General features: G+C 72.2%; 22 protein-coding genes. 9 read left to right on the top strand and 13 right to left on the bottom strand.

The features are described 5' to 3' along the window. The first annotated feature begins 119 nt into the window (after positions 1 to 119). Both AC3CHW_RS02765 and AC3CHW_RS02770 read left to right on the top strand, forming a co-directional pair. Entirely contained in the window at positions 120 to 1,190 is a 1,071-nt protein-coding gene (locus AC3CHW_RS02765; protein WP_488469438.1) for a LacI family DNA-binding transcriptional regulator, read from the top strand. A gap of 83 nt (positions 1,191 to 1,273) precedes the next feature. Then, positions 1,274 to 1,921 (top strand): maleylpyruvate isomerase N-terminal domain-containing protein, encoded by a 648-nt coding sequence (locus tag AC3CHW_RS02770; protein ID WP_488469439.1) that lies wholly within the window; start codon positions 1,274 to 1,276, stop codon positions 1,919 to 1,921. A gap of 123 nt (positions 1,922 to 2,044) precedes the next feature. Here the strand turns inward: AC3CHW_RS02770 and AC3CHW_RS02775 are convergent, their stop codons facing one another. The 6 genes from AC3CHW_RS02775 to AC3CHW_RS02800 form a co-directional block, all read right to left on the bottom strand. Beyond that, positions 2,045 to 3,505 (bottom strand): AAA family ATPase, encoded by a 1,461-nt coding sequence (locus tag AC3CHW_RS02775; RefSeq protein ID WP_488469440.1) that lies wholly within the window; start codon positions 3,503 to 3,505, stop codon positions 2,045 to 2,047. 140 nt (positions 3,506 to 3,645) lie between these two features. Then, positions 3,646 to 5,019 (bottom strand): DUF6986 family protein, encoded by a 1,374-nt coding sequence (locus tag AC3CHW_RS02780; RefSeq protein WP_488469441.1) that lies wholly within the window; start codon positions 5,017 to 5,019, stop codon positions 3,646 to 3,648. Positions 5,020 to 5,209: 190 nt separating this feature from the next. After that, positions 5,210 to 6,172 carry an electron transfer flavoprotein subunit alpha/FixB family protein gene (locus AC3CHW_RS02785; RefSeq protein ID WP_488469442.1) on the bottom strand — a complete coding sequence of 321 codons (963 nt, stop codon included), beginning with the start codon at positions 6,170 to 6,172 and terminating at the stop codon, positions 5,210 to 5,212. Positions 6,173 to 6,328: 156 nt separating this feature from the next. Then, a complete protein-coding gene (locus AC3CHW_RS02790; protein ID WP_176165221.1) occupies positions 6,329 to 7,114 on the bottom strand; it encodes an electron transfer flavoprotein subunit beta/FixA family protein in 786 nt (261 codons plus the stop codon). 187 nt (positions 7,115 to 7,301) lie between these two features. After that, on the bottom strand, positions 7,302 to 7,808 hold the full coding sequence (locus AC3CHW_RS02795) for a flavin reductase family protein (RefSeq protein WP_488469443.1): 507 nt from the start codon (positions 7,806 to 7,808) through the stop codon (positions 7,302 to 7,304). A gap of 242 nt (positions 7,809 to 8,050) precedes the next feature. Beyond that, positions 8,051 to 8,365 (bottom strand): TlpA family protein disulfide reductase, encoded by a 315-nt coding sequence (locus AC3CHW_RS02800; protein WP_176165219.1) that lies wholly within the window; start codon positions 8,363 to 8,365, stop codon positions 8,051 to 8,053. A gap of 226 nt (positions 8,366 to 8,591) precedes the next feature. On the opposite strand from AC3CHW_RS02800, the gene AC3CHW_RS02805 reads away from it, so the two are divergent. Then, positions 8,592 to 9,311 (top strand): lysophospholipid acyltransferase family protein, encoded by a 720-nt coding sequence (locus AC3CHW_RS02805; protein ID WP_488469444.1) that lies wholly within the window; start codon positions 8,592 to 8,594, stop codon positions 9,309 to 9,311. Positions 9,312 to 9,413: 102 nt separating this feature from the next. Here the strand turns inward: AC3CHW_RS02805 and AC3CHW_RS02810 are convergent, their stop codons facing one another. The 3 genes from AC3CHW_RS02810 to AC3CHW_RS02820 are packed head-to-tail and all read right to left on the bottom strand — an operon-like array spanning position 9,414 to position 12,693. Further along, a complete protein-coding gene (locus tag AC3CHW_RS02810) occupies positions 9,414 to 10,502 on the bottom strand; it encodes a threonine aldolase family protein (RefSeq protein WP_176165217.1) in 1,089 nt (362 codons plus the stop codon). Beyond that, positions 10,481 to 11,260, bottom strand: a complete 780-nt coding sequence (locus tag AC3CHW_RS02815) for an SDR family NAD(P)-dependent oxidoreductase (protein WP_488470945.1) — start codon at positions 11,258 to 11,260, stop codon at positions 10,481 to 10,483. Before AC3CHW_RS02815 ends, AC3CHW_RS02810 begins: the two co-directional genes overlap by 22 nt. 35 nt (positions 11,261 to 11,295) lie before the next feature. Further along, a complete protein-coding gene (locus tag AC3CHW_RS02820) occupies positions 11,296 to 12,693 on the bottom strand; it encodes a DUF6421 family protein (RefSeq protein WP_488469445.1) in 1,398 nt (465 codons plus the stop codon). A gap of 391 nt (positions 12,694 to 13,084) precedes the next feature. On the opposite strand from AC3CHW_RS02820, the gene AC3CHW_RS02825 reads away from it, so the two are divergent. The 6 genes from AC3CHW_RS02825 to AC3CHW_RS02850 all read left to right on the top strand — a co-directional run bounded on the left by AC3CHW_RS02825 (position 13,085) and on the right by AC3CHW_RS02850 (position 17,746). Then, a complete protein-coding gene (locus tag AC3CHW_RS02825; protein WP_459250287.1) occupies positions 13,085 to 13,768 on the top strand; it encodes a glycerophosphodiester phosphodiesterase in 684 nt (227 codons plus the stop codon). Between the two features lie 191 nt (positions 13,769 to 13,959). After that, positions 13,960 to 14,352, top strand: a complete 393-nt coding sequence (locus AC3CHW_RS02830; RefSeq protein ID WP_488469446.1) for a VOC family protein — start codon at positions 13,960 to 13,962, stop codon at positions 14,350 to 14,352. A 168-nt stretch (positions 14,353 to 14,520) separates the two neighbouring features. Continuing rightward, on the top strand, positions 14,521 to 14,694 hold the full coding sequence (locus AC3CHW_RS02835) for a DUF6191 domain-containing protein (protein WP_488469447.1): 174 nt from the start codon (positions 14,521 to 14,523) through the stop codon (positions 14,692 to 14,694). A 183-nt stretch (positions 14,695 to 14,877) separates the two neighbouring features. Further along, positions 14,878 to 15,810 (top strand): M56 family metallopeptidase, encoded by a 933-nt coding sequence (locus AC3CHW_RS02840; protein ID WP_398606991.1) that lies wholly within the window; start codon positions 14,878 to 14,880, stop codon positions 15,808 to 15,810. Between the two features lie 134 nt (positions 15,811 to 15,944). Further along, positions 15,945 to 16,745, top strand: coding sequence for a phosphatase PAP2 family protein (locus tag AC3CHW_RS02845; protein WP_488469448.1), 801 nt, complete (start codon positions 15,945 to 15,947; stop codon positions 16,743 to 16,745). A 32-nt stretch (positions 16,746 to 16,777) separates the two neighbouring features. Next, positions 16,778 to 17,746, top strand: a complete 969-nt coding sequence (locus tag AC3CHW_RS02850) for a pirin family protein (RefSeq protein ID WP_459250289.1) — start codon at positions 16,778 to 16,780, stop codon at positions 17,744 to 17,746. A gap of 966 nt (positions 17,747 to 18,712) precedes the next feature. On the opposite strand, the gene AC3CHW_RS02855 is transcribed toward AC3CHW_RS02850, so the two are convergent. From AC3CHW_RS02855 to AC3CHW_RS02870, 4 genes are all read right to left on the bottom strand, one after another. Further along, a complete protein-coding gene (locus AC3CHW_RS02855) occupies positions 18,713 to 19,354 on the bottom strand; it encodes a LysE family translocator (RefSeq protein WP_488470946.1) in 642 nt (213 codons plus the stop codon). Further along, positions 19,351 to 20,175 carry a 2OG-Fe(II)-dependent halogenase WelO5 family protein gene (locus AC3CHW_RS02860; RefSeq protein ID WP_459250291.1) on the bottom strand — a complete coding sequence of 275 codons (825 nt, stop codon included), beginning with the start codon at positions 20,173 to 20,175 and terminating at the stop codon, positions 19,351 to 19,353. The genes AC3CHW_RS02855 and AC3CHW_RS02860 overlap by 4 nt, the downstream gene beginning before the upstream one ends. A 742-nt stretch (positions 20,176 to 20,917) precedes the next feature. Continuing rightward, positions 20,918 to 21,430 carry a hypothetical protein gene (locus tag AC3CHW_RS02865; RefSeq protein ID WP_488469449.1) on the bottom strand — a complete coding sequence of 171 codons (513 nt, stop codon included), beginning with the start codon at positions 21,428 to 21,430 and terminating at the stop codon, positions 20,918 to 20,920. 221 nt (positions 21,431 to 21,651) lie between these two features. Then, a complete protein-coding gene (locus AC3CHW_RS02870) occupies positions 21,652 to 22,965 on the bottom strand; it encodes a histidine kinase dimerization/phospho-acceptor domain-containing protein (RefSeq protein WP_488469450.1) in 1,314 nt (437 codons plus the stop codon).

Genomic DNA, 22,965 nt, shown 5'->3' on the forward strand with positions numbered 1-22,965 from the left:
GCGTGGGCGTGCGCACCCCGGTTCCGGTCATAGTCTCCGCCGGATTTGACAACGTTGTCTAGAGGCTATGCTCAACCCGACGCCGCCAACAGACAATCCAGCGACAGGACGAGCGCACCGTGACTGACCCGGCCCGGGGCACCACACAACGCAACGGCACCACCTCTCCTCGCTACGGCAACAGGCCCACCATGAAGGACGTCGCGGCCCGCGCGGGGGTCGGCCTGAAGACGGTCTCCCGCGTGGTGAACAGCGAGCCCGGGGTGACGCCCGACACCGAACGCCGCGTACAGGAAGCGATCACCGCCCTCGGCTTCCGCCGCAACGACAGCGCCCGCATCCTGCGCAAGGGCCGCACCGCGAGCGTCGGCCTGGTCCTCGAGGACCTGGCCGATCCCTTCTACGGGCCGCTCAGCCGGGCCGTAGAGGAGGTCGCCCGGGACCACGGGGCACTGCTCATCAACGGTTCGAGCGCCGAAGACCCGGCCCGGGAACAGGAGTTGGTGCTCGCGCTGTGCGCCCGCCGGGTGGACGGCCTGGTGGTCATCCCGGCCGGCGACGACCACCGCTACCTGGAGCCGGAGATCTCGGCCGGCGTCGCCACCGTCTTCGTGGACCGCCCGGCCGGCCGGATCGACTGCGACGCTGTGCTCTCCGACAGCTTCGGCGGCGCCCGGGACGCGGTAGCCCACCTGATCGCGCACGGGCACCGGCGCATCGGCTTCATCGGCGACCAACCCCGCATCCACACCGCCATCGAGCGGCTGCGCGGCTATCGTGCGGCGATGTCCGTCGCCGGCCTGCCCGTGAACGAGGCGTGGATGTCGCTGGGCGCCACCGACCCGAGCCGGGTGCTGGCCGCGGCCGAGGCGATGCTGTCCGGACCGGAGCCGGTGACCGCGCTGTTCGCGGGGAACAACCGGGTCACGGTCACGGCCGTACGCGTGCTGGCGGCCCGGCCCGGCCGGGCCGCGCTGGTCGGCTTCGACGACTTCGAACTCGCCGACCTGCTCTCCCCCGGGGTCACCGTCGTGGCGCAGGACGCGGCCCAACTCGGCCGCACCGCGGCGAACATGCTCTTCCGCCGCCTGGAGGGCGCCGACGAGGAGCCCCGACAGGTCGTGCTGCCCACCCGGCTGATCGCCCGCGGCTCGGGCGAGATCCCGCCCGCACACCGCGTGGCCTCGTAGCGGCCGACCCCGGCAACGCCGCGGTCGGCTCCGGCGGACCGCGCGGAGGAGCCCTTCCGAACCCCCTCGCTAAGGTTCCCGACATGCGTCTACCCACCGAAGCACCACGCGCCCCGGTCACCGCGGACGACCTCGAACAAGCCGTACGCCAATCCGTCGCCACGCTCCGGCAGGCGCCCGCCGCCGCGTGGGAGAGCAAGGCCGGCACGCTGGAGTGGGACTGCTGGGAGACCGTGGAACACCTCAGCGACGACCTCTTCGCCTACGCCGCCCAACTGGGCCCCGCCGCACCCCCACTGACCGGCGACGTCCCGTTCGTCTGGGAGAGCCGCAGGCCCGGCGGCCCCGCGAACGCCATCCACGCCGACCGCGCGGCGGGGCCCGACGGCCTGTTGCAGGTACTGGAGGCCAGCGGCGCGCTGCTGGTCGCCATGGTGCGGACGAAGCCACCACAGGTGCGCGCCCACCACGTCTTCGGCGCCTCCGACCCGGAGGGCTTCGCCGCGATGGGGCTCGTGGAGACGCTGGTGCACACCCACGACCTGGCCGAGGGCCTCGGCCTCGACTGGACCCCACCCGCCGACGTGTGCGCACGGGTACTGGCACGCCTCTTCCCCGACGCCCCACACACCACGGCCCCCTGGCCCACCCTGCTCTGGTCCACCGGACGCGCCGAACTGCCCGACCACCCGCGGCTGACCAAGTGGCGCTGGTACGGCGCGCCACGCTGACCCCGTGAGACGGGGGCCGCGTGCAGGTCCGCCGTCACTGCCGGCGGACCACGCCTCTCCCCGCGTGACGAACACGGCTCGCCGCACGACAGCGGACGCGGATTCCGTCGGGCCGAGCGCGACCTACTCCAGGAACCGGTCGTCGTCGAACTCGTCCGCCTCCCCGTCCGGGAGCGCCTCGGCGCCGGTGCCGGGCGTGGCGTGCGGGTCGGGCACGCCGAGCAGGCGCCTGGTCAACGCGTCCTGGTCGGAGAGCAGTTCGTCCAGGGCGGCGGAGAGGTCGGTGGCCGTCACGGTCGCCGCCTCGCGCTCCGCGGCGAACAGCGCGGTCCGGCGCATCAGTTCCTTGGCGAAGGAGGCGGTGGTGCCGGCGGTGCGCGCCACCGCGTCCGTCAGCGCCGCCTCGGGCAGTCCGAGGCCGGCCCCGTACAGGTCGAGCAGCCGGCGCCGGCCGTCGGTGTCCGGCAGGGGGATCTCCACGGCCATGTCGACCCGGCCCGGGCGCTGGGCCAGCGCGGGTTCCAGCACGTCGGCCCGGTTGGTGGTGAGCAGGAAGGCCACGTCCACGTCGTCGCCGAGTCCGTCCATCTCGTTGAGGACCTGGAACAGCAGCGGCTGCCCGTCGTCCACGAAGTCGCGGGACTCCGCGATGAGGTCGCAGTCCTCCAGGACGACCAGCGCGGGTTGGAGGTGGCGGGCCAGCGAGCAGGCGTCGGCGACGTGTTGGATGCTCGTGCCCGACAGCACGACCACTGTGAACTCGGGCAACTGCGACAGCAGGTAGCGCACGCTGTGCGTCTTGCCGGTGCCGGGCGGCCCGTACAGGAGCAGCCCGCGGCGCAGGTGCTGGCCGTGCGCGCGCAGGCGCTCGCGGCGCCTGGCCACGCCCACGACCTGCCGCTCCACGCGCGCCAACAGCCCGTCGGGCAGCACGATGTCGGTGGCGGCGAGCGCGGGCCTGGGGTGGAACCGGAAGGGGCCGATGCCGTCCCCGAAGGGGCTGCTCTGGAAGGAGAGCACCTTGCCGCGGAAGACGTTGTGTTCGTGGATCAGCCGGTCCACGCCCGCCAGCAGTCGCTTGGCCGCGTCCCGGTCGGCGGTGAGCACGTCGAGTTCGACCTTGTTCCGCCCGTACTCCTCGTCGGGGCCGCGCAGCAGCACCACGTACGGCACGCCGTCGTCGGTGCCGAGGTAGATGCCGAAGGCGACGCAGGCCAACTCCTCGTCGGTGGAGATGGGCAGGTACGCGTAGTCGACGGCGCCGACGGCGTGCCGGCCGTAGCGCTGGGTCGCCTCGACGATCTCCGCGAGGGAGTCCCCGCGGTAGCTCTCGGAGGCGACGCCGATGAGTTCGTGGCCGCGGCCGGGCTCGGTGAACCAGCGCTCGACGGCCAGGTGCACGTTGGCGTGGTCGTACGCCGGGTAGCTGGCCTTGACGATGGGCGCCTCCTCCGGCGGTTGGCCGAGGTGGTCGCGCAGTCGACGGTCGAGCGAGCGTGCCGGGTCCACGTGCTCGCGGTGGACGACCTGGTCGAGGAACTGCCTGAAGAGCTTGCCGAACTCGGCGATCTCGGTGTTGTCCATGCTTGCGACACTCCCCCTCCGCGGCGCCCGTGGTCCCCCCGGCCTGTCCCGGGGCCGCGCGCCGCCGGCCCGGTGGTGCGCGACCAGCGGGCACCACCCCGCGCATCGTACGGGTCGGGCGGCGGCCCGGGCCGCTCCTTTTATCGGCGGTGTACGGGCTGGTCAGCGCCCGCGTCGGGCCCGCTCGCGACGCGCGGGCCCGCCCCCGCGTCCCGGGCCGCGTCGGCGGTCGGGGTGGGCCGGCCCGCGAGCCGGTCCAGATCGGCCCGGTCCAGGCCGGTCAGGCGGCTCACCTCGGCACCGTCCAGCGCCCCGCAGTCCAGGCCGCGCAGCAGATGGCCGCTGAGCGCCCGGGCCGTGGCGGGCTCGTCCAGTACGGCGCCGCCCGCGCGCCGTGCGTACGCCGCGAGGCGGCCGGCGGCCTCTTCGAGCCCCTCCCGGTAGAAGGCGTAGACGGCGGCGTACCGCGTGGGGAGGTGGCCGGGGTGCATGTCCCAACCCTGGTAGTAGGCCCGGGCCAACGAGCGGCGTACCAGGGCGTAGTGGAGGCGCCAGGCGTCGTGCACCCGTGCGGTGGGGCCGACGGGCAGCACGTTGGTGGACCCGTCCGAGAGGCGCACGCCGGTGCCGGCCGCGGCGGCCTGCATGACGGCCTTGGCGTGGTCGGCGGCCGGGTGGTCGAGCGACTGGTGGGCGGCGCTGACGCCGCAGGAGGCGCTGTAGTCGAAGGTGCCGTAGTGCAGGGCGGTGGCGCGGCCGGCGGCGGCGTCGATGAGGCGGGCGACGGTGGCGCGGCCGTCGGGGCCGACGATGGCCTGGGTGGTCTCGATCTGGATCTCGAACCCGAGGCGGCCCGCCGCGAGTCCGCGCGCCCGCTCGAACTCCTCGCACAGCCGGACCATGGCACGCACCTGCTCGGGGTGGCTGACCTTGGGCAGCGTGAGCACGAGCCCGGCGGGCAGCCCGCCCGCGTCCACGAGTGCGGTCAGGAAGACGTCCAGGGTCCGCACGGCCCGCTCGCGTACGGCCGCCTCCAGGCACTTCATGCGGATGCCGACGTACGGGGCGGCCTCGCGGGGCCCGGCGCCGGCGCTGGCGGCGGCCACCAGGCGCGCGGCGCGGGCGGCGGCGGCGTCCTCCTCGGCGTCGGGCCGCGTCCCGTAGCCGTCCTCGAAGTCGACGCGCAGGTCCTCGACGGGCTCGCGCTCCAGCTTGGCGCGCACCCGCGCGTACACCGGCTCGGCGAGGTCGTCCGGCAGTCCGAGTACGGCGGCGAGGGCGGCCGGGTCCGGGGCGTGTGCGTCCAGGGCGCGCAGGGCCTGGTCGCCCCAGGAGCGCACGGTGTCGGCGGCGAAGGCGTCGCCGGGGACGTAGACGGTGTGCACGGGTTGCCTGGTGCCCGGGTCGCCGGGGTAGCGGCGGGCCAACTCCGCGTCCACGCCGGCGAGCGCGGCCCCGATCTCCTCGCGCACCGAACGCGCCAGAGTGGTGGCCACCGTCTCGTGCCGCTCCATGCCCGCACCCCTTTCTTACTTCCGCAAGACGAAATGCAACATCCGCGCAGCGAAGCTATCCGCACCCTTCACCCGGGTCAACACCCCCTCTCCCGCCGGCAGCCGGGGGAAACGCGCCAGGCCCCGCGCGGGCGTGCGCGGGGCCTGGCGGGGTGGAGCGGTCACCGGTCGCGGAGACCGGTCGACGGGGTCAGCCCTTGCGGGACTTTACCTCTTCGGTGAGCTGCGGGACGACCTCGAAGAGGTCGCCGACCACGCCGTAGTCGACCAACTCGAAGATGGGCGCCTCGGCGTCCTTGTTGATGGCCACGATGGTCTTCGAGGTCTGCATGCCGGCCCGGTGCTGGATGGCGCCGGAGATGCCCGCGGCGATGTAGAGCTGCGGGGAGACCGACTTGCCGGTCTGACCGACCTGGTTGGTGTGCGGGTACCAGCCCGCGTCCACCGCGGCGCGCGAGGCGCCGACGGCCGCGCCGAGCGAGTCGGCCAGGCCCTCCACGATCGGGAAGTTCTCGGCGCCGCCGACGCCACGGCCACCGGAGACCACGATCGCGGCCTCGGTCAGCTCCGGACGCCCGCTCGACTCGCGCGGGGTACGCGAAACGACCTTGGTGCCCTTCGAGCCATCGGCGACGGTGACGGCGAGCTGCTCGACCGTGCCGGCGGCCGGGGCTGCCTCCACGGGGGCCGAGTTCGGCTTGACGGTGATGATCGGTGTGCCCTTGGTGACGCGGGACTTGGTGGTGAAGGCCGCGGCGAACACGGACTGCGTGGCCACCGGGCCCTCGTCGCCGGCCTCCACGTCGACGGCGTCGGTGATGATGCCGGAGCCGACGCGCACCGCGAGGCGGGCGGCGATCTCCTTGCCCTCGGCCGACGACGGGACGAGCACGGCGGCCGGCGTGACGGCCTCGAACGCGGCCTGCAGCGCGTCCACCTTCGGGGCGACCAGGTAGTCGGCGAACTCCGGCGCGTCGGCGGCCAGCACCTTGACGGCGCCGTGCTCGGCCAGCACCGCGGCGGCGGAGTCCGCGCCGGGGCCCAGGTGCACGGCGACCGGCTCGCCGATGCGGCGGGCCAACGTCAGCAGTTCGAGGGTGGGCTTGCGGACGGCGCCGTCCACGTGGTCGACATAGACGAGTACTTCAGCCATGGATCTGCTCTCCTGCGAAGAAAGTGCGAGACGGTGAGGGGGCGTGGGCTGTGCGCCCCGCCAGGGGCCGCTGTCGCCGGCCGCGCCGGCGGGCGCCGGTCCGCGGGGCTCGGGCCCGCCACGGACCGCGCGCCGCCTGGCGGGCGCGTGCGCGACCTAGATGAACTTCTGGCCCGCGAGGAACTCGGCGAGCTGCTTGCCGCCCTCGCCCTCGTCCTTGACGATGGTGCCCGCGGTGCGCGCCGGGCGCTCGGCCACGGCGTCGACGGCGGTCCAGGCGCCCGCGAGGCCGAGGTCGTCGGCCTCCAGCTCCAGGTCCTCCAGGTCCCAGGACTCCACCGGCTTCTTCTTCGCCGCCATGATGCCCTTGAACGAGGGGTAGCGGGCCTCGCCCGACTGGTCGGTCACCGACACGACCGCCGGCAGGGCCGCCTCGAGCTGCTCGCTGGCGGTGTCGCCGTCACGGCGGCCGGTCACCTTGCCGTCGGCCACGGAGACCTCGGACAGCAGCGTCACCTGCGGCACGCCCAGGCGCTCGGCCAGCAGCGCGGGCAGCACGCCCATCACGCCGTCGGTGGAGGCCATGCCGCACACCACCAGGTCGTAGCCGGCCTTCTCGATGGCCTTGGCCAGGACGAGCGAGGTGCCCAGCGCGTCCGTGCCGTGCAGGTCGTCGTCCTCTACGTGTACGGCCTTGTCGGCGCCCATCGACAGCGCCTTGCGCAGCGCGTCCTTCGCGTCCTCGGGGCCGACGGTCAGCACGGTGATCTCCGCGTCGTCCGCGTCCTCGGAGATCTGGAGAGCCTGTTCGACGGCGTACTCGTCCAGCTCGGACAGCAGGCCGTCCACCGCGTCGCGGTCGGTGGTCAGGTCCTCGGCGAAGTGCCGGTCGCCGGTGGCGTCGGGCACGTACTTCACACAGACAACGATCCTCAAGCTCACGCCGGCTCTCCTACTGCATCGTCTCTTCGCAAACTGCCGTGTGCTGGCAGCATAGGCGCCTTCAGGGGCAGATCCCGATCGGGGCGGTTCGCACCCTCGAACGAAATATTACTCGTCAGTACACCCACGGTTTTCCCCGTTCGCAAGGCCGTTGAACTGTGACCTTGCCAACGGCGCCACGGGCCGTTCAGTCCCGCAGCGCGTTGAAGCGTCCCTGGTGGTACAGGAGCGGACGACCCGCCCCGGCCGGGTCGCCGGTCACCACCCGCGCGATGACCACGCGGTGGTCGCCGGCGGGCACGCGCGCGCTCACCTCACACACCGCCCACGCCAGCACGCCTTCGAGGATCGGCACGTTCTCCGGGCCCAGGCGCCAGCGGGTGGGCGGGGCGAACCGGTCGACGCCGCTCGTCGCGAACGTGGTGGCCAGCCCCCGCTGGTGCTCGCCCAGCAGGTGGACGCCGACGTGGCGGGCCGTGGACAGGACCGGCCAGCTCGACGACCCGGTGCCCACGCCGAAGGAGAGCAGCGGCGGCTCGGCCGAGACGGACGTCAGCGAGGTCGCGGTCAGCCCCACGGGGCGCGACCCGTGGGCGGTGATCACGGCGACGGTGGCGGCCTGGCGGCGGAAGAACGCGCGGAAGACGTCCGTGGCGGCGAGCTGGGAGGTGTCGAGTTCGGGCGAGGCGGTCATGAAGGGTTCCTTGCGCTGCGGGGAGTGCTGTCGTCCACCAGTGCCCTCACTCTCGGACCGGGCCCACCGGGGTGTCCTGCCGTCGGCGCTCAGGGAGGCGGACAGCACGCGCTCGCACGGCGGACGGGGTCCCCGTGGGCGCGTCCGTACAGAAGGAGACGAGGCCGCATCACGTCAGGGTGACCAGGCGCGGACGCCGCGGTCAAGACCGTGCCGGTCGGTGCGAGATCCATCACGGACCGTCAGACGGCCCGGCCGATGGCGGCGATGACGTCCGCGGTGCGGGGCTGCCCCTCGGCCGTGGACACCACCCGGCCGTCCGCGTCGAGCACCAGGACGGTCGGGGTGCGCCGCACGCCGAGGCGCCGCACCAGGGACAGCTTGGCCTCGGCGTCGATCTCGACGTGCGCGACGCCGTCGACCAGCGTGGCGGCGTGGGCGAGCACCCGCCGGGTGGCTCGGCACGGCTGGCAGAACGCGCTGGAGAACTGGACCAGCGTGGCGCGCTCACCGAGCCGGGCGGTCTCCAGTTCGACGGCCGTCAGTCGTTGCGTCATACACCAAGCATGCGGCACGCGAGGCGGGGCAGGTGTCGTCACAACGAAAGGCCGACCGCGCGACGGCGTTTTTGGTTGCCTCCCGTGATGAGGATCTCTCTCCCGGGTCCTCCAGAGGCTGGCCGCAGCGCCCGACATCAGGCACGATCAGCGGAAAGCCCGTACCTACGGCCGCGTAACTTCCGCCGGGAGAACCCTCCCAAAGGAATGGCAGAAGGGTCCCTTGATGGCAGAGCTCGTCTACCCACCGGTGATCGGCATGGCCCGCACCATGTTCAAAGCGCTCGACCTGCGCTTTGACATCCAGGGCACGGAGAACATCCCACGCCGTGGCGGTGCGGTCCTGGTGAGCAACCACATCGGGTACCTCGACTTCGTCTTCGCCGGGCTGACCGCGCGCCCGGCCAAGCGCCTGGTGCGCTTCATGGCCAAGGAGTCGGTCTTCCGCCACAAGGTCTCCGGGCCGCTGATGCGGGCGATGAAGCACATTCCGGTCGACCGCAAGCAGGGCGTGGACGCCTACCGGCACGCGGTGAAGTCGCTGCGCTCCGGCGAGATCATCGGCGTCTTCCCGGAGGCGACGATCTCCCAGTCGTTCACGCTCAAGACGTTCAAGTCGGGCGCGGCGCGCATGGCGCAGGAGGCCGGCGTGCCGCTGCTGCCGATGGCGCTGTGGGGCACGCAGCGGCTGTGGACCAAGGGCCACAAGCGCGACCTGGGCCGCAACCACTTCCCGATCACCATGCGGGTGGGCGAGCCGATGTCCGCGGAGCCCGGCGAGTCGGTCGACTCCCTCACCGAGCGGCTGCGCGCCCGGGTGCAGGAACTCCTGGAGGCGGCGCAGCGGGCCTACCCCGTACGCCCCAAGGACCCCGACGACACGTGGTGGGTGCCCGCGCACCTGGGCGGCACCGCGCCGGCGCCCGTCCAGCCCGCCGGCCACTGACGACAGCGGGTCACTGACGACGGCGGCGAGCCGCCGCGACGTGCGACGGCCGACCGGACGCGAGGCGTCCGGTCGGCCGTCGGGCTTGCTGGGTCGGGAAGGCTACCTGCCCAACTCCTCCTTGAGCGCGGTGACGAAGCCGTCCACGTCCTCCTCGGTGGTGTCGAAGGAGCACATCCAGCGCACGTCGCCGGCGGCCTCGTCCCAGAAGTAGAAGCGGTAGCGCTGTTGCAGCCGCTCGCTCACCTCGCGCGGGAGGCGGGCGAAGACCGCGTTGGCCTGGACCGGGTGGAGGATCTCCACGCCGTCCACGCCGCGCACCCCGTCGGCGAGCCGCTGGGCCATGGTGTTGGCGTGCCGGGCCTGGCGCAGCCACAGGTCCTTGGCCAGCAGCGCCTCCAACTGCACGGAGACGAACCGCATCTTGGAGGCGAGCTGCATGGACAGCTTGCGCAGGTGCTTCATCGCGCGTACGGCGTCCGGGTTCAGGACGACCACGGCCTCGCCGAAGAGCATGCCGTTCTTGGTGCCGCCGTAGGAGAGCACGTCCACGCCCGCGGCGTAGGTGAACGCCCGCATCGGCACGTCGAGCGAGGCCGCGGCGTTGGCTATCCGGGCACCGTCCAGGTGCACCTTCATGCCGCGCTCGTGGGCGTGGTCGCAGAGGGCGCGCACCTCGTCGGGCGTGTAGAGGGTGCCCAGTTCGGTGCTCTGGGTGATCGAGACGACCTGCGGCATCGCCCGGTGCTCGTCCTCCCAGCCGTACGCCTCCCGGTCGATGAGCTCGGGCGTGAGCTTGCCGTCCGGGGTGGGCACGGTGAGCAGCTTGAGGCCGCCGACCCGCTCCGGGGCCCCGCACTCGTCGACGTGGATGTGCGCCGAGTCGGCGGCGATGACCGCGCCCCAGCGGTCGGTCAGCGCCTGGAGGGCGACGACGTTGGCGCCGGTGCCGTTGAAGACCGGGTAGGTCACCGCCAGCGGGCCGAAGTGGCTGCGCATGACGTCCTGCAGGTGGACGGTGTAGTCGTCCTCGCCGTAGGCCACCTGGTGTCCCTCGTTGGCCAGGGCGAGGGCGGCCATGATCTCCGGCGGGGCGCCGGCGTAGTTGTCGCTGGCGAAGCCGCGTACCCGCGGGTCGTGTCGGCGACGGGCGTCGGTCGTGCGGGGCGTTACGGCTTCGCGGTCAGCCACAGGCGGTTTCCGTTCACCTCTCGGGCGGGCTGCTCCCAGACTGCGGCGATGGCGTCGGCCAGCTCCTTGACGTCGGTGAAGCCCGCGAACTTCGCGTTGGGGCGCTCGGCTCGCATGGCGTCGTGCACCAGCGCCTTGACCACCAGGATGGCAGCCGCGGACGACGGCCCCTCCTCGCCCCCCTCCTTGCGGAAGGCGTCGGCCAGCGCCAGCGTCCACGCCTCGGCGGCGGCCTTGGCCGCGGAGTAGGCGGCGTTGCCCGCGGTGGGCTTGCTGGCCCCGGCGGCGCTGATCAGCAGGTACCGGCCGTTGTCGCTGCGGCGCAGCCCGTCGTGGAAGGCGAGCGAGGTGTGCTGGACGGTGCGGACGAGGAGGTCGTGCAGCACGTTCCAGTCGTCGAGGTCGGTCTCGGCGAAGGTCGCGGAGCCGCGCCAGCCGCCGACCAGGTGCACCAGGCCGTCGATGCGGCCGAACTCCTTCTCGGTGCGCGTCGCCCACTCGCGGGCGGCGAGCGGGTCGAGCAGGTCCACCGTGTCGCCCGTGACGGTGGCACCACCGTGCGCGTACCGCGCGGCGTCCACCGCCTCGGCCAGCCGGGCCGCGTCCGCGTCGGCGGCGACGACGGTGGCCCCGCCCTCCGCGAGCCGCAGCAGCGCGGCGCGCCCCGCGGGGCCCGCGGCTCCGGCCACCGCGACGACCGCTCCCTCCAGCGCTCCCCTGCCCTGTGCCGCCGCACCGGCCGCCGTGTTGTCGGTCATGATCGTCGCCTCCTGGTCGGACTGCTCGGACGGGGTCACGCGGCCACCCGGTCCGCGTTCTCGGCCGTGATGCCCTTGGTCGAGGCGATCACGGTCTTGAGCTTCTTCGCGAGGGCCTCGTAGAACATGCTCAGCGGGAACTCGTCCGGAAGCACGTCGTCCACCAGCTTGCGGGGCGGCAGCGACAGATCGAGCGCGTCGGGCCCCTTGGCCCACGTGGAGCCGGGGTGCGGGGCGAGGTACGAGGCGACCAGTTCGTACGCCTTGAACCAGTGCACGAGCTTGGGCCGGTCGATGCCGTCGCGGTAGAGCTTCTCGATCTCACCGCAGAGCTGGTTGGTGACCTGCGGCGCGCGGTCCCAGTCGATGTGCAGGGTGTTGTCGGTCCAGCGTACGACGTCGTGCCGGTGGAGGTAAGCGAAGAGGAGCTGGCCGCCGAGGCCGTCGTAGTTGCGCGTCCGGCCGCCGGTGACCGGGAAGCGGAACATCCGGTCGAAGATCACCGCGTACTGCACGTCCCGCGCCTGCTGGTAGCCCTCGGCCTCCAGCTTCACGGCCTCCTTGAAGGCGGTCAGGTCGCAGCGCAGCTCCTCCAGCCCGTACATCCAGAACGGCTGCCGCTGCTTGATCATGAACGGGTCGAAGGGCAGGTCGCCGTGGCTGTGCGTGCGGTCGTGGACCATGTCCCACAGGACGAACGCCTGCTGGCAGCGGTGCTGGTCGGCCAGCAGGTCGCGGGCCTCGGCCGGCAGGTCGATGCCCAGCGTCTCCACCGCCGCCTCGCTGACCCGGCGGAAGCGCGCGGCCTCCCGGTCGCAGAAGATGCCGCCCCAGCTGAACCGCTCGGGCGCCTCGCGCACGGCGATGGTCTCCGGGAAGAGGACGGCCGAGTTGGTGTCGTAGCCGGAGGTGAAGTCCTCGAAGGTGATGCCGAGGAAGAGCGGGTTGTCGTAGCGCGTGCGCTCCAGCTCCGCCAGCCACTCCGGCCACACCACGCGCAGTACGACGGCCTCGAAGTTGCGGTCGGGGTTCCCGTTCTGCGTGTACATCGGGAAGAGCACGAGGTGCTGGAGGCCGTCGACGCGCTGCCGCGCGGGCTGGAAGGCCAGCAGGGAGTCGAGGAAGTCCGGGACGCCGTAGCCGGTGTCGGCCCAGCGGCGCAGGTCGGCGGCGACCGCCTCGTGGTACGCCGCGTTGTGCGGGAGCAGGGGGGCCAGCTCGCCGATGGCCGCGACGCAGCGCTCGACCTGCTGCCGCAGGGCCTCGGTCGTGGGCGCGCCCTCCGCCGTGAGATCGACCGAACCGTCCTTGGACTGCCACGGCCGGATGGTCTCGACGGCATCCTTCAGCACGGCCCATGCCGGGTGCTCCACCACGCGCTCCGCGGACAGAACGCCATCGATCGCCGTCTCCGGCGCGAGAATTTTCGTCATGATCACTCCTCCACGGAAGAACCTCGCGTGGGGCCACCGTATCCACGGAGCGATCACCGCCTCAAGTGGGACCTCGAAAAATTATCCTGCTCACACCCGGTTTAGACCGCCGATTTTCCTGTCACGGGCGGGTTCGGTGATCAAGAACAGCCGTCGGAGCCCTTTTCCGCACCGCGCCCGCTCGCCCCGCGTCAGCGGTCCGGGGCGGCCGGTCCGGCGCTGTTCCCCGATGGTTTTGCGCCGTACACCGTCCGTACGAAAGGGACCGTTAGGCTGACCGCCGCCCCGCGCGCGGAGCGCGGCGTACGCCCCGAACCCGGCCCCTCGGGCGCCCCCGTACCCACCGCGTCACCGGCCCGCGCGGACCGCCGCCGATCCCCAGGAGCCAGCGTTGACCTTCCTCACCATCGGACACCGCGGCGTCATGGGCGTCGAGCCCGAGAACACCCTGCGCTCGTTCGTCCGCGCTGATCGCGAGGGGCTTGACGTCATCGAACTCGACCTGCACCTGAGCAAGGACGGGGCGCTGGTCGTCATGCACGACGCCGAGGTGGACCGCACCACCGACGGCTCGGGGCGCATCCGCGATCTCACCCTGGCCGAGCTGCGCGAGCTGGACGCCGGCCAGGGCGAGCGGATTCCCGTCTTCGAGGAGGTCGTCGACGCCGTCAAGGCCCCCATTCAGGCCGAGATCAAGGACGCGGCGGCGGCCCGCGCGCTGGCCGACGTGCTCACCGAGCGCGGCCTGACCGACCGCGTCGAGGTCATCTCCTTCCACGACGAGGCCGTCGCCGAGATGGCCACCCTGCTCCCCGACGTACGCACCGGCCTGGTGGCCAGCCGCTACGGCCTCGACGTGATCGACCGCGCCCTGGCCGCGGAGGCCGGCCTGCTCGCCCTCAACATCCGCCGGCTCACCCTGGAGCTGGTGGACCGGGCGCACGCGGCGGGCCTGCGCGTGACCGCCTGGACCGTGAACACGCCCGAGCACCTCCAGGTCGCGCACGGCATGGACCTGGACGGCATCACCACCGACTACCCGGAGCTGAAGAACACGCCGCGCGACCCGGCCTGACCTGGCCCGCCCCACCCTGCCCACCAGCGCGCTCCCCGCCCACGACCGCCCACTGGCGGGGGCGTGCGCCGGGCGCAGGCGCGCGCGAGCGGCGTACGGGGCGGATGTCGCCAGGGGGGCGATTCCGGCCGCACTACGTCAACTGACGGATTCGCCCGCATTCGCGCCGTCGGATGCGTAGGGTCACGACCATGGTGCATGTGCTGAGCAGCCGCGTCCTCCTGCGGCCCACCGACCCCGACCGTTCGCGCCGCTTCTACGGGCGCGCCCTCGGCCTCGAGGTCGCCCGCGAGTTCGGCACCGGGCCCGAGCGCGGCACCGTCTACTTCCTGGGCGGCGGCTTCCTCGAGGTCTCCGGACGCTCGGACACCCCGCCCGCGCCCGGCCTCCAGCTCTGGCTCCAGGTTCCGGACGTGGCGGCGGCGCACAAGGAGCTGTCGGAGCAGGGCGTGGAGGTGCTGCGCCCGCCGCTGCAGGAGCCGTGGGGGCTGGTGGAGATGTGGATCGCCGACCCCGACGGCGTGAAGATCGCCCTGGTCGAGGTACCCGTCGACCACCCACTGCGCTACCGCCCCGGCCTCTGACTCCCAGCTTCCCCCGCCCCGGCCCGACCCGCGCCCCACCCCAGCCCCGTCACCCCCCTCACACCCACGCCGCCTACGGGACTCCCCCAGGTACGCTCGCGAGAGGGCAAGCGCCCCGACACCTCATGCCGGGGCGGCTCGGCCGCCGCAGTCACAGGGGAGGTCACGGTGTTCAACCTGGTCGACGAGTTGTTCGCACCCGGCCGCAAGCACGCCCAGGACGAACGCGAGCGGCTGGAGCTGTGCGTGGACGACGTCGGCGACGGCGACCCGGGCCGGGGCCCCATCGACCTCGCCTCGGGCCGGGTGACGATACGCCGCGCGCCGAGCCCGACCCGCTAGCGCGACCCACCCGACACGCACACCACTCCGCGGCCGTGTTCCGATGCTCGCCGCGGGGGCGGCGCCGCGCGGCGGGTCGCACGCGGAGGGTCGCCCTCCGCAATCCTCCACCCCGCGTGTCGTGCGTCACTTCGGTGCTGTGACCGTACCGGCGCCCGTCCAGCCCCTCATAGGCTGAGCGACATGATGGTCCCGCTGGCGCTGCTGGCGCTTGGAGCAGTGGCCGCGGCCCTGGCGCCGCGCATGCTGACCCGCTCCGACTGGCCCGACCGCGAACCGGTGCTCGCCCTGTGGGTGTGGCAGTGCGTGGTGGTCGGCGTCATCATGTGCTGCGCGCTGGCCATGTCGCTGAGCGCGGCGGCGGCCTGGGAGGCGGTACGGGGCAACATCTTCGCCCCGGCGCCGAACGGCGTCATGGAGGCGTACGCGCTCACCGCCTACGGGCCGTGGGCCGCGCCGGTGGCCGTCGTCCTGGCCTGCGGCGCCGTGTGGACCGTCGTCATGCTCACCCGAGAGGTGCGCGGCTCGCGGGCGCGGCGCAAGCAGCGCCGCGCGGACCTGCTCGTCCGCTCCCCCCAACTGCCCGGCGAGGAGTCCAGCGGCAACCGGCTGGTCGTCCTGGAGGGTGACCGCCCCGACGCGTGGTGGCTGCCGGGTACGGCGCCACAGTTGGTCATCACGACAGCCGCGCTGCGCCGGTTGAACAAGCGGCAGCTCGACGCCGTGCTGGCGCACGAGGAGGGACACGCCCACGCCCGCCACCACTGGCTGTTGAACGCCTCGTCCGCGCTGGCCGGCGGCTTCCCGCAGGTGCCCGTGTTCGCCGCGTTCCGGGACCAGGTGCACCGGCTGGTGGAGCTGGCCGCCGACGACGTCGCGTCACGCCGCTTCGGCCGGCTGGCCATCGCCCTCGCGCTGGTCGAACTCAACGAGGAGCGCGGCGTCTTCGGCCCCTGCCCCGGGGTCGCCGAGGTGCCGCGCCGGGTCAACCGCCTGCTGGCTCCCGGGCAGCGCTTCACAACGGCCCGCCGCTGGCGGATGACGGCCGCGGCGGCCCTGGTGCCGGTGGTCCCGGTGCTGGTCACCCTCGTACCGGCGCTGCGCGCGCTGGGTTAGCTGTACTGCCCGCGAGGTTGGGGACGCGGCGACGTACGCGGCACGGGGCGGTGGGTGGCCACGCGGCACGCGAGTGACCCGATACCCGTACGACAAGCTGCCGCTCGCCCCTCCGATCCGCGATCATTTCCCCCATGCGACCGCCGCCCCGCCCCGCCGCCCGCCGTCCCACCCGTCCCACACCCCGGCCGCCCGTGCCACGACGTGGCTGGGCCGTGGCCGCGGCGGTGTGGGGTGGGCTGTTCGCGGTGCTGCTCGTGCTGGTCGCCGCCGAGTGGGGGCCGCTGCTGTCCGTGGACCGCGACATCGCCAGCGGACTGCACCGCTCCGCCGTAACGCACGACGACTGGACACGGACCAACCGCGTCCTCACCGACTGGGTCTGGGACCCGTGGACCATGCGCGCGCTGCTCGCCGTCGTGGCCGGCTGGCTGCTGTGGCGGGGGCGCTGGCCGGTGGCCCTGTGGCTGGCGGCGACCGCCGCGATCGGCACGGCGCTCCAACAGGGCTTCAAGGCCGCGGTCGGCCGCGAACGACCGAGGTGGCCGGACCCGGTGGACTCCGCGCACTACGCCGCCTTCCCCTCCGGCCACGCCCTCACCGCGACCCTGGCCTGTGGGCTGCTCCTGTGGCTGCTCGCGGTGCACCCGGTCCGCCGCCTGTGGCGGGGGCTGGCCGCGGCGACGGCGGCAGTCTCCGTGCTCGGGGTCGGCTTCACCCGGGTCTACCTGGGCGTGCACTGGGCGACCGACGTACTGGCCGGCTGGCTGATCGGCCTGGCGCTCACGGCGGTGGCCATCCTCCTGTACCCGTACGCGGCGGACCCGGCACCCGGCCCCGCGCCGCAGGCGGGCGCGCCGAAGGGGGACACGCCAGCGCCGGACGGCGCTACGGAGCGCCCGAGTCCGCGCGCGGACCGGCCGTACGGGACGTAGGCGCGGGGCGGTGGCGTGGCAGAGTGCTCCTCATGAGCAACTTGGATCTGCGTCCCGCCCCGACCGTCTGTGGCGGGCGCGCCGACGTCACCGCGCAACCCGTGCGTGACCTCCTCGCGGCCAAGCCGGTCATGCTCGGCGAGAGCACCGAGGTCCGCCGGCTGCTGCCCAGCATGGGACGGCGCATGGTGGGCGCGTGGTGCTTCGTCGACCACTACGGGCCCGACGACATCGAGCGCGAGCCCGGCATGCAGGTGCCGCCGCACCCGCACATCGGCCTGCAGACGGTGAGTTGGCTGCACGACGGGGAGGTGCTGCACCGGGACAGCCTGGGCAGCGAGCAAGTCCTGCGGCCGAGGGAACTGGGCCTGATGACGTCGGGCCGGGCCATCGCGCACGCCGAACAGTCCCCGCGCGAGCACGCGAAGCTGCTGCACGGCGCCCAGCTGTGGGTCGCCCTGCCCGACGCCCACCGGCACACAGCCCCGTCGTGGGAACACCACGCGGAACTGCCCCAGGTGAGCGGCGGCGGCGGGCTCAGCGCCACGGTGATCCTCGGCGACCTGGACGGCGCCCGCTCCCCCGGCACCACCTTCACCCCGCTGATGGGCGCCGACATCACCCTGGCCGCCGGCACCGACACCCGCCTGCCGCTCCAACCCGACTTCGAGTACGCGGCCCTGACGATGTCCGGCGAGGCCGAGGTGGACGGCGTACGCCTGGCCCCCGGCTCCCTGCTCTACCTCGGCTGCGGTCGCCGGGAACTCCCCCTGCGGGCCACGGTCGACAGCGCGTTCATGCTGCTGGGCGGCGAGCCGTTCGAGGAGCGCATCGTCATGTGGTGGAACTTCGTCGGCCGCACCCACGAGGACATCGCCCAGGCCCGCGAGGACTGGGCATCCGGCACCCGCTTCGGCGAGGTCAGCTCGTACGAGGGCGCGCCCCTACCGGCCCCCGAACTGCCACCGGTGCCGCTGAAGGCGCGGGGGCGCACGCGCTGAGCTGGCGTTTCTTGCTGCGAGCCGCGCGGCGGCGGCTGCGCGGCGCAGACGCCGAGGCCCTGGCGGAGCCGATGGAGCGAAGGCTCCGGCACCGCCCCGTCGGGGCATCGCGCGTTCCGAAGTTCAGGCCGGTGTAGCCATGTCTCGCAGACCACTTGCTGAGGAACGGGCACGGTGGGTCGGTCGCCCCCGACTGGAGGCCGGCCACCGCGCCACAGCCCAGCGGCGAGCTGGTGCCGCCCATCCAGCTGGAGGCGCCGAGCGAGCAGCGGGTGCTGCTGACACCGGGCGAGGCGTGCGCCGCGGTCGCCCTGCTGCGACGCCTTGCGGCTGGCGGGGACGAGGCTGCTGCCGAGCTGGCCGGCTGGCTGGCGCGGCGGCTTCCAGCGTCGAGCCCAGGCAGCTGGGCGTACTCGAGGGCGCTGTCGGGCCGTTGACGGTTCCAGCGGATCGTCGCTGGTCAGGCCGAAGACGGCCTCCGCGCCGCCGAGCCGGCCGCGTTCACCACCTCGCTGCACACCACCCCGCCCTGCCTCCGACGCGCTGCCCCGACCGGGCCGAGCCTTGCGACCCCGGGTGCGGGTTCCTCACCTCCGCACCGCCCTCCGCCGGGCCCCGGCCGGCGGACGTTGTCCTCTCGCCCAGCCGCCAGGCCGCCGAGCAGGACGCGGAACGAACGACGGCCCAGCGTCCAGGTGGCCTGCTCACTGACCGGCGACGGCCTGAGCGAACGCACCACCCAGCGGCACTATGCCGAGGCGACGGCGCCGTACGGGCTGCCGTTCCGGCGGCCTCCGGCTCGCGCCGCCCGCCGCGGTGACAGTTCTCGCCCCCGACGAAGAGCAGTGCTGTCCCTTCTTCGACTTCCGCCTCCACCTCGACGGCTAGGAACGGACTGCCCTGACCGACGATTCTGGCCCTGGCTCTCCACAGCCGGGGCCAGAACACATGCCATCTCACAGCCTTCTACAGCAGTTCCAGCAGCTGCCGGATACCGAGTGTCAGGATGACTCCCGCAGTCACGGTGTTCACCATGAGCGATACCGATGGCCGGGACAGCCACCGACTTAGCCGGTGGGAAGTTATTGCGACCAACGGGAACCATACAAGGGCACAGATCACGACGATGGAGCCAAGTAGCGTCGTATACATGAGATTGTCACCGCGCTCCGGTACGAACTGCGGCATGATGCTCAGAAAAAGTACCGGGGCCTTCGGGTTGAGCGCGTTCACTAGAAAGCCGCGCTGGTAGGCAGACCTGTCGGAGGCGGCGTCGCTCTCTCCTGATGCGGGCGTGCTGGAAGCCCCACGACGCAGCTGTGCCGAAAGTCCGACCAACCCCCGCGCCCCCAGGTAGACGAGGAAGACGCCACTCACCAGGTAGAGCCAGAATTGCGCGGTTGACGTCATCAGCAGTGCGCTGACTCCGGCCACCGCGAGGCCGGTATGGAGCACTAGGCCGCTGGCCACTCCTAGGCTGCTGATAAGACCCCTTCGCCGGGATATCAAAGAGGCCCGCAACACGAGGGCAAAGTCGACGCCTGGAGCCATGACCAAGAGAGCGGCAATCCCGGCGAAGCTGACAATGGAGCTGGGCGGTGCGGTCACGACCAAGCCGTCAGGGTCCCGTCGGCCATGACACCGAGGAAGAACGAAAGCGTTGCCCGGCGCCCCGCGGCCGCGTTTGGCTCGACACGATGATAGTTACGCGGATCGAACAAGACCGCGTCTCCTGTCTCCGCTCGGACACTCACGCGCGGACTGTTCTCCACGAGGCTTCGGGAGTAGCCGTACCCGTCCCGGTGCTGCTCGTCCTCAGGATTCCAACGGCGGCGGAAGACCACTGCCTCGCCGCCCTGAGCAGGCATCTCCAAGTGGCAGTTGAAGGCGAGCTGGCACACAGGGGTCTCGTCGAACGTTCCAGGAAGCTCGCGAACGACCTCGTCGAAATGCATGCGAGCACCGTTGTTGATTTCCCGGATCATGCCTGCGAAGAGCGGTTTCTGCCCGACTGTGGCGGGGCGTACAGCACTTCCCCATGCCGCACCGATAAGGTCCCAGGCGCGTTGCAGTGGATCACGGCCATCGAGCAGGCGGCGTCGGGTCTCGGTGGACTCCGCAGCATGCTCCCAGTACGCGTCACTCAGGGCGCCCTCGAGATAGAAATCGTAGACAGCAGGGCCCAGTTTGGCGATGCGCGGCCTGACCACCTGTTCATCGTAGGAGCCCATTTCGCAGGACTGGAGTGCCGTCATGATGCTGGAGCACTCGTCCATGCTGAAGAAGGTTTCGACGCGCAACGCTGCCAGAACTCCCGCCGCCAACTGAGCCAGGTCGGCGCCCTTCAGTTGGTCGCGGGTGAGTTGGTCGAACAAGACGTACGCAGGAGTCTGTATACCTGCATTAGCTAACTCGGCTGCGGTTTCCATGAATGTTCACCTCTTGGCGTCGAAGAGTTAGACCTCTCGGAAGGCGTAAGCTCTCTGGGTGTGCCGCACGCCCTCTTGGGGTCGTGCGCGCTCGCCTTGAGCTTACGAGCCACGTAAGCCTTCCTTCTGTTTGTTTTTCTTGCGATTCAGCGGGTTGCTGGCGAGCGATGAACGCCCATTCGGCGCTTGATTATTACTCCGCTCGCAGACGGCAACACCGACGGCGCACAGCACGAGCGCGATGAATGGCTGTCAGCGCTCCTGACGGCATACTGGCATCCCCGGGACTGGTCTGGCGAGCCACATCCATGCAGGTTCTTGCCAACCCTCCTTAGCGCCGCCGCCGCGTAATTGCGTCGCCTTTTCGCCTCTCGCGTGGCGCGTTCCGCGCGGGTCCGGCGTAGAGCGGCGGCTCGGTCGTCGCGACCTGGCAGCACCGTTATACGCGGGTCGCCCGATCGGGACCGGCGCATTGCCCGGGCCGTGTCGGGCTGAGGGAAAGCCCGGCGCGCCAGTGCTCGCATAGGACGGTAGGCCGCTCCATCAGCGCGTTCCCCTCCCCAGTGTGTTCGGCCGCCGTCCGTCCGCCGCCTTCGGACGGTGGGCCTCTGCCCGATCTTCACCGGCCTCGGGAGGCTCGCGTGACCCGGTACGTTTCCACCCCGGAGGACTTCGCGCGCCGCGAGTAGCCGTCCCCTGCCCACCCGGTCTTTCCGCTGACCGGCGGACCGGGGCTTCGGGTTCATGTCGAGCTAACCCGGCTCCGGTGGTGGGGTGGCCAGTAGGGGCCGGCTGCGGGGTCTCGGCACCATACGTGCTGGCTCGTAGCGGTGACGGTCATGCCGAAGTCGTAGAGGTGCGGCGCGCCTTGGCTCTCCCACCAATTCCAGGCAGCGAGAAGCTCGTCGACCAGGCAGCGTGGCCCGGCCTGGCGCAGCACAGCGGCCTGCAGCGGGTCTTGGGTGAGGGTGGCCCAAGAGGAGACGCCGTCATGAACGCGGGCGGTGAAGCGGCCCTCGCGTGCGGTGGTGCTCAGGACCGCCTCGGGTAGCGCGACCCGCAGTGCGAAGCGCAGGCTGCCCTCGGTATGCAGGGGGGTGAGGTCTCGATCCAGTCGGCGTTCCGCCTGCACCGGCTGGGTGGAGATTTGGCCCCAGGTCCGTCCGGCGCACGTGCGCCTGGTGCTCATGAACATCGCCAGGCCCTGCATCCAACCGGAGGCTGACTGGCCGTCGGCGGCTACGGTCAGTGCCACCAAGCCCACCCGCCCCCAGGGTGGGCGGCTCTCCATCGCTCAGATCTGGGTCCGGCTTCTTGTGATCGCCCACGACACCCCTGCTGGATAGCGCTTGGCAACCAGCATGGCGCGCTGACACCGCGACGGAGGCCCGGCCCGGGGACGCGCAGCGCCCCGACCGGGCCGCGCGTGGCGGCGAGACGGGGGGCCGGCCCGGCCGTCGTAGGGGGTCGGGCAGTTCAGCGGGGCAGTTCCAGCGTGGCGACGGCGCCGGACGGCGCGTCGGCGTTCGTCAGGGTGAGGCGGGCACCGATGACGTGGGCCTGGCCGAGGGCGATGGTGAGGCCGAGGCCGTGGCCGTGGCCCCGTTCGGCGGCTCCGGTGCGAAAGCGTTGCGGGCCGTGGTCGAGGACCTCCCGGGGGAAGCCGGGGCCGTGGTCGCGTACGACGATGGTTGAGCCCTCGACCAGGACCGCAACGGGCGCCGTGCCGTGGCGGTGGGCGTTGAGGATCAGGTTGGTGACGATGCGGTCGAGCCGGCGGGGGTCGGTTTCGACGACCGGGTGACCGATCACCGAAAGGTCCGTCTCCAGGCCCGTGCGTTGTACGGATTCCGCCACCAACTCGCCGAGCGGCACCGGTTGGGCGTCGGCTTCTTCGGCTCCCGCATCCAGGCGGGAGATCTCCAGCAGGTCGTCCACCAGGGAGCGCAGCACCCGCACCCGGTCGCGCACCAGGTCGGTGGCCTCGCTCTCGGGTAGCAGGGAGGTGGCGGTGACGAGGCCGGTGAGCGGGGTGCGGAGTTCGTGGGCGACGTCCGCGGTGAAGCGCTGTTCGTTGCGCAGCCTGTCCTGGAGGGCGTCGGCCATCAGGTCGACCGCGCCGGAGATGTCGCTGATCTCGTCGTGGCCGCGGCTCCTGGTCCTGGCGTCGAGGTCGCCGTGCTTGATCCGCCGGGCCGTCCCGGCGACGCGGCGCAGACGCCGCAGTACGAGTTCGGCGGCCAGGACCGTGAGGGGGACGACGACGGCGAGCGTGGCGAGGGCCGCGTACCGCATGTGCCGGTCCAGCGCCTGTCGGCTGCGCCAGTCGCTGGACATGTCCACGTGGACGGCCAAGGCCGTGCCGTCCACCCGGCCCGCCGCCCACATCCGCGGTCCTTGCAGTGGCTTTCGGGTGTCGTACCAGGTCACGGGGCGGGACGTGGGGCGCGAGCCGATGCGCTCCAGCAGCGGGTCCGGCACGTCGTCACCGGCCAGGTAGACGGGGCGTACCGCGGGCGAAGGGGGCACGGGCTGTTCGCCGCGGAATGCGGCCTCGGCCTTCGTCAGCGCCTCGATCGCACGGCCGCGGCCGATGTTCATGTCCCGCTCCTCGGTGGTCCGGTGGACCAGGAGCCCGATGCCGAGGGCCATGGCACAGGCCGCTGCCGCTACCCCGGCGGCGACCTTCCACCGCAGGGACCGCAGGTTGACCAGGCGCCGCAGGGTGTGCTCCGGGCCCTCGTCGGGTGTGGTGTGGGCGGCGGATGTGGGTGGGTTGCTCCGTGACAT

The sequence above is a fragment of the Streptomyces sp. MGP-BFMKR1 genome (assembly GCF_057766585.1).